This window comes from Amaricoccus sp. W119 (assembly GCF_047275745.1).
Lineage (GTDB): Bacteria > Pseudomonadota > Alphaproteobacteria > Rhodobacterales > Rhodobacteraceae > Amaricoccus.
Window position 1 is genome coordinate 1 of sequence record NZ_JBKQWU010000081.1, and the last position, 10652, is coordinate 10652.

General features: G+C 68.7%; 9 protein-coding genes. All 9 read left to right on the forward strand.

Annotated features, from left to right (window positions below):
- The first annotated feature begins 512 nt into the window (after nucleotides 1–512).
- The 9 genes from ACLJK8_RS20415 to ACLJK8_RS20455 all read left to right on the forward strand — a co-directional run bounded on the left by ACLJK8_RS20415 (nucleotide 513) and on the right by ACLJK8_RS20455 (nucleotide 10604).
- Nucleotides 513–1286, forward strand: coding sequence for an SDR family oxidoreductase (locus ACLJK8_RS20415; protein ID WP_413152202.1), 774 nt, complete (start codon nucleotides 513–515; stop codon nucleotides 1284–1286).
- A gap of 28 nt (nucleotides 1287–1314) precedes the next feature.
- Nucleotides 1315–2091, forward strand: a complete 777-nt coding sequence (locus ACLJK8_RS20420; protein ID WP_413152203.1) for an enoyl-CoA hydratase-related protein — start codon at nucleotides 1315–1317, stop codon at nucleotides 2089–2091.
- 226 nt (nucleotides 2092–2317) lie between these two features.
- Nucleotides 2318–3799, forward strand: a complete 1482-nt coding sequence (locus ACLJK8_RS20425; protein ID WP_413152204.1) for an aldehyde dehydrogenase — start codon at nucleotides 2318–2320, stop codon at nucleotides 3797–3799.
- Between the two features lie 37 nt (nucleotides 3800–3836).
- Nucleotides 3837–4817, forward strand: coding sequence for a LysR family transcriptional regulator (locus tag ACLJK8_RS20430; protein ID WP_413152205.1), 981 nt, complete (start codon nucleotides 3837–3839; stop codon nucleotides 4815–4817).
- 149 nt (nucleotides 4818–4966) lie between these two features.
- On the forward strand, nucleotides 4967–7030 hold the full coding sequence (locus ACLJK8_RS20435) for an NAD(P)-binding protein (RefSeq protein WP_413152206.1): 2064 nt from the start codon (nucleotides 4967–4969) through the stop codon (nucleotides 7028–7030).
- A 64-nt stretch (nucleotides 7031–7094) separates the two neighbouring features.
- A complete protein-coding gene (locus ACLJK8_RS20440) occupies nucleotides 7095–8240 on the forward strand; it encodes an ABC transporter ATP-binding protein (protein WP_413152207.1) in 1146 nt (381 codons plus the stop codon).
- Entirely contained in the window at nucleotides 8237–9100 is an 864-nt protein-coding gene (locus ACLJK8_RS20445) for an ABC transporter permease (protein WP_413152208.1), read from the forward strand. Before ACLJK8_RS20440 ends, ACLJK8_RS20445 begins: the two co-directional genes overlap by 4 nt.
- Nucleotides 9097–9942 (forward strand): ABC transporter permease, encoded by an 846-nt coding sequence (locus ACLJK8_RS20450; protein WP_413152209.1) that lies wholly within the window; start codon nucleotides 9097–9099, stop codon nucleotides 9940–9942. Before ACLJK8_RS20445 ends, ACLJK8_RS20450 begins: the two co-directional genes overlap by 4 nt.
- A complete protein-coding gene (locus tag ACLJK8_RS20455) occupies nucleotides 9939–10604 on the forward strand; it encodes an extracellular solute-binding protein (protein WP_413152210.1) in 666 nt (221 codons plus the stop codon). The genes ACLJK8_RS20450 and ACLJK8_RS20455 overlap by 4 nt, the downstream gene beginning before the upstream one ends.
- Nucleotides 10605–10652 lie beyond the last annotated feature (48 nt).

Below are 10652 nucleotides of genomic sequence, written 5' to 3' on the forward strand. Positions count from 1 at the left end.
GCCGCAAGCGGGAAACTCTAGTCGGGCTACGCCCTCCCGCCGTTCCCCGCTTGCGGCGCCAAGTGGCCTACTTTTGCGCCGCCCAACGGCCTGGTTTTGCTCCGCCGTTGACACCCCGGCTCGTGTCCGCCAGCGGCACTTCCTCCTCGACCCCGACCGCGTGCTCGACGGCTTCCGGCTCTCCACAGTCAGGATACGGGATGATCACACGCCGGGAATCGTCTCCACGCGCCGCGATCTTGACTTCACCCGCCATCGCTGTCCCCACAGGTTGGCGCGCATGGTCAAAAAGCTATCGTCCGAAGCCAAGCGCGCGCGGCGAAAACCGGTCAGTATCCGGCAAGGTCAGCAGCAACGGCACGAAACGGAACAGGGGGCGCCCTCCCGGCGGGAACGCGCGCCGTACCCCGAGGTACTTCCCCGGGGAGCGCACGCATGGAATCAACGGCGTGGCCGTCCGGCGCGCCAACACGGGGCTCGGCGCCCTCATTCGAAATCGGGAGGACATCCAAATGAAGGCCACATTCGACTACACCGGCGCGGCGGTCTTCGTCGCCGGCGGAACCAGCGGCATCAACCTCGGGATCGCGAAGGCCTTCGCCGCGGCGGGCGCGCGGGTCGGGGTCGGCAGCCGCAAGCGCGAGAAGGTCGACGCCGCGGTCGCCATGCTCGGGAGCCCCGCCGGGCCGGCGCTCGGCTACACGTTCGACGTGCGCGATCAGGAGGCGGTCGCGGCCGCCCTTGGCGCCTTCGCGGCCGAGGCGGGGCCGATCGACGTGCTCGTCTCCGGCGCGGCCGGCAACTTCCCGGCGCTCGCGAATGACATCAGCGCGAACGGCTTCAAGGCGGTGGTGGATATCGACCTCGTCGGCACCTGGCACGTCATGAAGGCCGCCTACCCCCACATGCGCCGGCCGGGCAGCATCATCAACATTTCGGCGCCGCAGGCGTTCATTCCGATGGCCATGCAGGTCCACGTCTGCGCGGCCAAGGCGGGGGTCGACATGGTGACCCGCTGCCTCGCGATCGAATGGGGGGGCGAGGGTCTCCGCGTCAACGGTGTGATCCCCGGTCCGATCGACGGCACCGAGGGCATGGCACGACTCGCTCCCGACGACGCGGCCCGGGCGCGCGTGGCAAGTTCGGTGCCGATGGCGCGGCTGGGCCAGCCGGAGGACATTGCCGCCACGTGCCTCTTTCTCGGCTCGGAGGCGGCGGGTTATGTCAGCGGCGCGATTCTCCCGGCCGATGGCGGCTGGTCGCTTCGCGGCGCCCCGCTCGGCTGATGACGCGAAATCCTGGAAGGCCACGCAGATGAGTTATGAGACGATCCTTGTCGCCGAAGCCGATGGCGTCGCCACGATCACGCTGAACCGCCCGGAGGTGATGAACGGCCTGAGCTCCACGATGCGCCGCGAGCTCACCGCCGCCATTCACGACGTGGCCGGACGGGCGCGGGTCATCGTGCTGACCGGCGCCGGGCGCGGTTTCTGCTCCGGTCAGGACCTCGGCGCGGCGAGTACGATCGAAGGCCCGGAACTCGAGCGCGTACTGCGCGAGGAATACGAGCCGATGCTGAACGCGATCTACGACTGTCCGATCCCGACGATCGCCGCGGTCAATGGCGCGGCCGCCGGCGCGGGAGCCAATCTGGCGCTCGCCGCCGATGTGGTGATCGCGACCCGATCGGCGGTCTTCCTGCAGGCCTTCTCGCGGATCGGGCTGATTCCGGACGCGGGCGGCACCTACTGGCTCCCCCGGCAGGTGAGTTTCGCCCGCGCCATGGGCGCCGTGCTCTTCGCCGAGCCCGTTTCGGCCGAACAGGCCGAGGCCTGGGGCATGATCTGGCAGGCCGTCCCGGACGCCGATTTCGCCGAGACGGTCCGGGCGCGGGCCCGGCATCTGGCCAATGGCCCGACCGCGACTTACCGCCTCGCGAAAGCCGCGCTGCGCGGCGGTCTCGACAACCGGCTGGCGGAGCAGCTCGCGCTGGAGGCCCGGCTGCAGGGCCAGGCGGGCGCGACGGAGGATTTCCGCGAGGGCGTCGCCGCCTTTCTCGAGAAGCGGCCGGCGCGCTACCAGGGCCGCTGAACCGGGGCGCCGGGATCAGGGACCGGGACCAGGGACCGGTCAGGTTTTTACGAACCCGGTCCTCGGGAGAAGTTTCTGTTTCCCTTCCCCGCGCACTGCTCCACTCTCGCGGCGCACGGGCGATGGCCCGCGTCGCCGGAGCGGGCGGGAACGACTCGGAGCCGCTCCTTGAAGTCGGGCCGCGACACGAGCCGCGACACGGGCGGCGGAGCGAACGAGGACGAGAATGCCGAGCCTTTCCCACTACGCCGCCCGCGCGGGCGCGCTCTCCTTCCGGACCTCCTGCTGGATCGACGGACGGTTCGTCCCCTCCGCCTCCGGGGATAGTTTCGTCTCGATCAACCCCGCGACGGGCGCGCCCCTCGCCGAAGTCGCGCGCGAAGCGGCCGAGGATATCGACCGCGCCGTCCGAAGCGCGCGCGCGGCTTTCGCGGATGGGCGCTGGTCGCGGAGGACGCCGGGTGAGCGCAAGGAGGTCCTGATCCGCCTCGCGGCGCTCCTGCGCGAGAATCTCGAGGAATTCGCGCTTCTCGACACGCTCGACATGGGCAAGCCGATCTCCGAGACGGTGAATGTCGACGTACCGGGCGCTGCCTATTTCTTCCAGTGGCACGGCGAGGCGATCGACAAGCTCTATGACGAGATCGCGCCGACCGGCGGCCGCGATCTCGCGATGATCCGGCGGGTGCCGCTCGGCGTCATCGGCGCGGTGGTGCCGTGGAACTTTCCGCTCGACATGGCAACGTGGAAGCTCGCCCCGGCGCTCGCCACCGGAAACTCGGTCGTGCTGAAGCCCGCCGAACAATCGCCGCTCTCGGCGCTCCGTCTCGCGGAACTCGCCGCCGAGGCCGGGCTGCCCGACGGGGTCCTGAACGTGGTGCCGGGCTTCGGCGAGGACGCGGGACAGGCGCTCGGGCGCCACGCGGACGTGGATTGCCTCGTCTTCACCGGCTCGACCGCGATCGGCAAGATGTTCCAGCGCTACGCGGGCGAGTCCAACATGAAGCAGGTCTGGCTCGAGACCGGCGGCAAGAGCCCGAACCTGATCTTCGCCGACGCCGATCTCGACAAGGCCGCCGACATGGCCGCGACCGGCATCTTCTTCAACCAGGGCGAAGTCTGCTCGGCCAATTCCCGGCTTCTGGTCGAGGAGAGCATCGCCGAGGAGATGGTCGCGCGGATGAAGGCGCGGGCGGAGGCGATCCGGCCCGGCGATCCGCTCGACCCGGATACGAGGATGGGCGCGATGGTGGACAGCCACCATGCCGGGCGCGTCGCCGAATTCATCGCCTCGGGCCGCGAGGATGCCCGGCTCGTCACCGGCGGCGAGCGGCTGACGCTCGGCGGCTCCGACGCCTTCATCGAACCGACGATCTTCGCCGATGTTCCGCGCGGCGCGGTGATCGCGCGGGAGGAGATCTTCGGCCCCGTCCTCGCGATCCAGACCTTCCGCGACGCGGAGGAGGCGGTCGCGATCGCCAATGACAGCGTCTACGGGCTCGCCGCCTCGGTCTGGACCCGGGACCTCGCCCGCGCGCTCGATGTTTCCGACCAGCTCTTCGCCGGCACGGTCTCGGTCAATACCGTGGACGCGCTCTCGGCGATGACGCCCTTCGGCGGCATGAAACAGTCGGGCTTCGGCCGCGATCTCTCGATGCATTCCTTCGACAAGTATTCCGCGCTCAAAACCGTCTGGATCAAGTACTGAGGCGTTGACGGCGCGGGCGGCGCGCCGCAGCATCGGGGTGAACGACCGCCACGGCCGGGACATGCCCCTTCGCTTCACGCTGCGACAACTCGAATATTTCGTCGCCGTCGGCGAGCACGGCTCCATCGCCCAGGCGGCGGAGCGGCTCAACATCTCGTCGCCCTCGATCTCGACGGCGATCTCGCAGCTTGAGGCGGAGTTCGGGCTGCAGCTCTTCATCCGCCGTCACGCCCATGGCCTCGCGCTCACCCAAGGCGGGGCGCGGTTTCTCGACCATGCCCGCGACCTCCTGGAGCGGGCCGGGGGGCTCAACGATCTCGCGAACGACATCACCGGGACGGTGCGCGGGCCGCTCAATGTCGGCTGCCTCGTCACCTTCGCCCAGATCGTGCTGCCGAAGCTGCGCCGGGGTTTCGTTGATCGCTACCCCGAAGTCGAATTCCGGCAGTACGAGCGCGATCAGGCAGAGCTTTTCGACGCTCTCCGGGCCGCGCGGCTCGACGTCGCGCTGACCTATGATCTGAACATCCCCGCCGATCTCGAATTCCTGCCGCTGATGAGCCTGCCGCCCTTCGCGCTGCTGCCCGAGGGGCACGCGCTCGCCGGCCGGCCGAGCGTGACCCCGGAAGATCTCGCCCAGTATCCGATGGTGCTGCTCGATCTGCCGATGAGCGCGGAATATTTCCTCTCCTTCTTCCGCCAGCGCGGCATCGCGCCCCGCATCGTCGAGCGCACGCGGGATGTCGCGGTGATGCGTTCGCTGGTTGCCAACGGCTTCGGCTATTCCGTTGCGAATGCGCGGCCCCTGACGGAGCTCTCTCCGGACGGGCACAGGCTCAGCTTCGTGCCGATGGTCGGGCCGGTGCGGACGCTGAAGCTCGGCCTCCTGTTCGCGGAGGGCGCGCGCAACACCCGCACCATCGGCGCCTTCGCGGAGCACGCGCAAGCGGAGATCGCACCGGACCGCCTCGCCACCCTGCAGGTCGCCGCGCCGGACGCCGGGGACAATCCCCGGTAGATCCGGCGTTAATCCGGTGCTTCGCCGAAGCCCGGTAGCCTTAGGATCAGCCTAAGGTCAACATCTGGAACTCCTACTTTACTTGCACGCCATCCGCCTGATTCTCATCCGCGCAAAGCGGGACAAGGGCCCCGCGCCCGGGACCAGACATGCGTGATCCAGCCTATGACATCCTGTTCGAGCCGGCACGGATCGGGCCGCTGACCGCGAAGAACCGCTTCTACCAGGTGCCGCATTGCAACGGCGGCGGCTATCGCGATCCGTCGGCGGCGGCGGCGATGCGCGGGGTCAAGGCCGAGGGTGGCTGGGGCGTGATCTTCACCGAGCAGACCGAGATGCACCATACCTCGGAGATCACGCCCTTCATCGAGCTTCGCCTCTGGGACGATGCCGATATTCCGGCGCTGCGGCGCATGTCGGAGGCGATGAAGACCCATGGCGCGCTCGCCGGCATCCAGCTCGCCTATTCCGGCATCAACGGGCCGAACCTCTATACCAAGGAGGTGCCGCTCGCCCCGACCGCGCTGCCGATCCGCACCTTCACCAACGATCCGGTGCAGGCGCGGGCGATGGACAGGGCCGATATCACGAACCTTCGCCGCTGGTTCGTGGCCGCGGCGCGGCGTTCGAAGCTCGCGGGATTCGACCTGCTCTGCCTCTACGGCGCGCATGGCTTCGGGATCTTCCAGCATTTCCTCAGCCGCGCCACCAATCAGCGCACCGACGAATACGGCGGAAGCCTCGAGAACCGCGCCCGCTTCGTCAACGAGGTGGTCGCCGACATCCGCGACGCGGTCGGCGACACGATGGCGATCACGCTGCGCGTCAGCCTCGACGAGACGATCGGCGCGCTTGGCTTCTCCAACGCCGAGCTTCGCGACTTCATCGCGATGAACGCCGACCTGCCCGACCTCTGGGATCTCGCGCAGGGCACCTGGGAGGACTGCTCCGGCCCGTCGCGGTTCAAGGAGGAGGCGGCGCAGGAAGCGCTGGTGACGGGCATTCGCGAACTGACCTCGCGGCCCGTGGTGGGTGTGGGGCGGTTCACCAGCCCGGACGTGATGGCGCGGCTCGTCCGCCGGGGCGTGCTCGACTTCATCGGCTGCGCCCGGCCTTCGATCGCCGACCCGTTCCTGCCGCGCAAGATCGAGGAAGGCCGGATCGAGGACATCCGGGAATGCATCGGCTGCAACATCTGCGTCACCGGCGACATGACGATGAGCATCAGCCGATGCACGCAGAACCCGACCTTCATGGAGGAATGGCGCAAGGGCTGGCACCCCGAGCGGATGAACGGGAAGGGTGACAGCGACACGGTGCTCGTCGTCGGATCGGGACCGGCCGGGCTCGAGGCCGCGCGCGCGCTCGCCGTGCGCGGCTATGACGTGGTGGTGGCGGAGGCGGGGACGAAGATCGGCGGGCGGGTCGCGCGGGAGCGGCTGCTGCCCGGACTTTCCGCCTGGGGCCGCGTCGCCGATTACCGCGAATACCAGCTGTCGCAGCGGCCGAACGCGGAGATCTATCTCGCGAGCCGCCTCGGCGTGGAGGAGATCCTGGAGTTCGGCTTCGAGAATGTCGCGATCGCCACCGGCGCGCACTGGCGCGCGGACGGGGTGGCGCGGATGCATGTCACGCCGATGCCGATCGACCCGGCGCTCCCCGTCTTCACCCCGGACGACATCATGGACGGGCGGTATCCCGCGGGCGAGGTGGTGCTTTTCGACGACGATCATTACTACATGGGCGGCGTGATCGCCGAGCTCCTCGCCCGGCGCGGCTGTTCGGTCAGCCTCGTCACGCCCTCGGCCCATGTCTCGGACTGGACGCTCAACACGCTGGAGCAGGGCGCGATCCATCGCCGCCTCGTCGAGACCGGCGTGCGGATCGTGCTCAACACCGGCGTGGCCGCGATCCACGCCGACGGGGTCGAGACCGCCTGCGCCTATACCGGCGCCCCGGGCCGGATCGGCTGCGACGCGGCTGTGCTCGTCACGTCGCGCGTCCCGGAGGACGGGCTTCATCGCGAATTGCTGACCCGGCGGGCGGATTGGGAAGACGCGGGTATCCGGTCGGTCAGGCTGATCGGCGACGCCTGCGCGCCCGGCCCGATCGCCTGGGCGACCTATGCCGGGCACCGCTACGCGCGCGAGCTCGACATGCCCGACATCGGCGACGCGCTGCCCTTCCGCCGCGAGGTGACCGAACTTGCTTGACGAGATCCCCGGACCCCGGCCAATCGATGCCAACATACTCGAAAGCCAGCGCGAGGGACCGGGCATGACACGCGCGACAGCGGTGGATCTCGTCAATGTCTCGAAAGCCTTCGGCGCGCATCGGGCGCTCGACGAGGTCAGTTTCTCGATCCGGGAGAACGAGTTCTTCACGCTGCTCGGGCCCTCTGGCTGCGGCAAGACGACGCTGCTCCGGATGATCGCGGGATTCGAGAGCCCGGACGCCGGGTCCATCACGCTCTTCGGACAGGCGATCGACACGCTTCCCCCGCACAGGCGCCGGGTGAACACGGTCTTCCAGAGCTACGCGCTCTTCCCGCACATGACGCTCGCCCAGAACATCGCCTTCGGGCTCGAAAGCCTCGGCTGGGAGAAGAAGCGCCGCGCCGCGCGGGTGGCGGAGATGCTAGAGATGGTGCACATGACGCCCTTCGCGGCGCGCCGGCCCGACCAGCTCTCCGGAGGTCAGCGGCAGCGGATCGCGCTCGCCCGCGCGCTCGCGCCGGAGCCCGAGGTGCTGCTCCTCGACGAACCGCTCTCGGCGCTCGACCTGAAGCTCCGCCAGGCGATGCGCGACGAATTGCGGCGTATCCAGCGCGGCACCGGGATCACCTTCGTCTTCGTCACGCATGACCAAGAGGAAGCCCTCGACATGTCGGACCGGATCGCGGTCATGGGCGAGGGCCGCGTGCAGCAGATCGGCACGCCGGGCGAGATCTACGAGGAGCCCGGCAACCGCTTCGTCGCCGATTTCATCGGCGAGACGAACTTCCTCGACGCCGAGGTGATCGAGGTGCTGGGCGACCGCGCCCGGGTCCGCGCCCCCTTCGGCCTCGAACTCGTGGCGGGCCAGAAGGGCGTCGCCGGCCCCGGCCCCGCGACGATCTCGATCCGACCCGAGAAGATCGCGGTCGAGGCCGCCGGCGCGGAGCCGGTCGTGACCGTTCGGACCGAAACCGTCCAGGCCGAAACCGTCCAGGCCGAGACGGATCAGGCTGGCACGATCTTGCGCGGAACCGTGACGGCGCGGAACTACATGGGCGGATACACCCATTACACGATCGACGTGGCCGGCGTGCCGCTCCGCGTGTCGCGGCGGAACGCGGTCTCGCACAGCGAGGAGGGATTCGGGATCGGCCGCGTGGTCCGCGTCGGCATCACGCCCGGCAGCGTCCGCGTGCTGGGGCGATGAGAGGTTTCCGCTTCTGGGGCCTCGTTCCGGCCTGGGCGCTGATGCTCGGGACGCTCATCCTGCCGATCGGGATCGTCATCCTGGTGAGTTTCGCGCATCGCGGCGCCTATGGCGGGTTCGAATGGGGCTTCTCGACCGCCTCCTACCGCGAGATCCTGTTCACCGAAGGCTGGGGCGACGCGCCGGAATTCGATCCGAAGTATCTCGTCATCATCGCCCGGACGCTGGTCTTCGCCGCCGTGACGACGCTCATCTGCCTCGTGATCGCCGTCCCCGTCGCCTATGTCATCGCGAACCAGCCGGCGAGGCGGAAGGCCGCGCTCATCTATCTCGTCACCCTGCCCTTCTGGGTCTCGATGATCGTGCGGGTCTATGCCTGGCTCATCATCCTCGGCAACGACGGGCTCATCGGGCGGAGCTGGCGCGCGCTCGGCGGCGAGGGCGGGCTGCTCTTCACGCCCGGCGCGACGCTGGTCGGCATGGTCTACAGCTACGTTCCGCTCATGGTGCTGCCGGTCTTCGCCGCCATCGAGAAGCTCGACCCGGCGCTCCTCGAAGCGGGCGCCGACCTCTACGCGAGCCGGTGGCGGACGCTCCGCGAGGTGATCCTGCCGCTTACCTGGCCGGGGATCGCGGCGGGCTCGATCCTCGTCTTCGTCCCCGCGATCGGTACGGTGCTGGAACCCATGCTGCTCGGCGGCGGCCGGCAGATGACCATGGGCACACTGATCCAGACCCAGTTCGGCGGCGACCGGAACTGGCCCTTCGGCGCGGCGATCGCGCTCGTCCTCATGGCGATGGTGATGGTCGTGCTGATCCTCAACGCGCACCGCGCGCGCCGGCTGGAGGCGCGCGCATGAGCCGCGCCAACGACATCCGGCACTATCCCTGGGCGAAGCTCGTCACCGTCATCTTCTTCGTCTGGCTCTACCTGCCGATCGCGGTGGTGATCTTCTATTCCTTCAACGAGAACCGCCTCGTCAGCGTCTGGGGCGGGTTCTCAACGCGCTGGTACACCGCCGCGCTCAACAACGGCGCGCTCATCGACGCGCTGCGCGTCTCGCTCATCGTCGCGGTCATCGCCACCGCCTGCGCCACGCTGATCGCGCTGGCGGGCGCCATGGTGCTGACGCGATCGGCGGGGCTCCGGTACCGGCGGCTCTCGGAGACGGTGATCAACCTGCCGCTGCTCCTGCCCGAGATCGTCGTCGCGGTCGCGGTGCTGATCCTCTTTTCGCGGATCGGGCTCACCAACGGCATCCTGAGGCTCGCGCTCGCGCATACGACCTTCTGCGTGCCCTTCGCCTTCCTGCCGATCCGGGCCCGGCTCCAGGGCATGAGCGCGGATTACGAGGAAGCGGCGCGCGATCTCTACGCGGCGCCCTTCACCGCCTTCCGGCGCGTGACGCTGCCGCTTATCGCACCGGGCGTCTTCGCCGGGGCGATGCTCGCCTTCGTGATCTCGATGGACGATTTCATCACCTCGAGCCTGCTCAATACCGGCGGCTCGACCACCCTGCCCGTCTATATCTTCAGCCTCATCAAGCAGGGCACGACGCCCGAACTCAATGCGATCTCCACCCTTCTGATCCTGGCCTCGCTCATCATCGCCACCGTCGCCTTCGCCGTCTCGGCGCGCGCGATGCGCCGCGACCGGCGCGACGGCCCGACCTCTCCCGGCAACAAGGAGCGACCAAGATGAAACACACGACCGCCGGAGCGATCCTCCCTCTCGCACTTGCCGCCGCTCTCGCCACCGCGATCGCGGGTCCCGCCGCGGCGCAGGGGACCCTCAACATCTACGCCTGGTCGGATTCCATCGCGCCGGACCTCATCGCGAAGTTCGAGGGCGAGACCGGGATCAAGGTCAATCTCGACGGGTTCAACTCGAACGAGGACGCGCTGACCAAGCTGCAGGCCGGCAATTCCGGCTATGACATCGTGACCCCGTCGCAGCATTTCGTGAAGATCATGGCCGACCAGGGGCTGCTCGAAGACATCGGCGCGAACGAGATGGACGCCTTCGCTCAGGTCGAGGACAAGTGGAAGAACCCCTGGTGGGACCCGGACAGCGCCTATTCGATCCCCCTCGCCTATGGCACCGCCGGCTTTACCGTGAACCGCGACGTCTATCAGGGGCCGGTCGACAGCTGGGCGATCTTCTTCCAGCCCCCCGAGGAGCTCAAGGGCAAGCTCGCCTCGCTCTCCTACCCCGACGAGGTGATCGGCGGGGCCGAGCTCTTCCTCGGCGTGCCGTTCTGCTCGGACGACAAGGCGGAGATGAAGCGGGTGCTCGACTGGCCTGCCCCCATTGGGTGGCCCGGTTCAGATCTAATGCATGGTCGGCTTCGCGGCCATGGTTGAAGTGGTCGGCGTCTCCGGCCAGAGCACGGCGGCCGGCGCGGGCGGCTT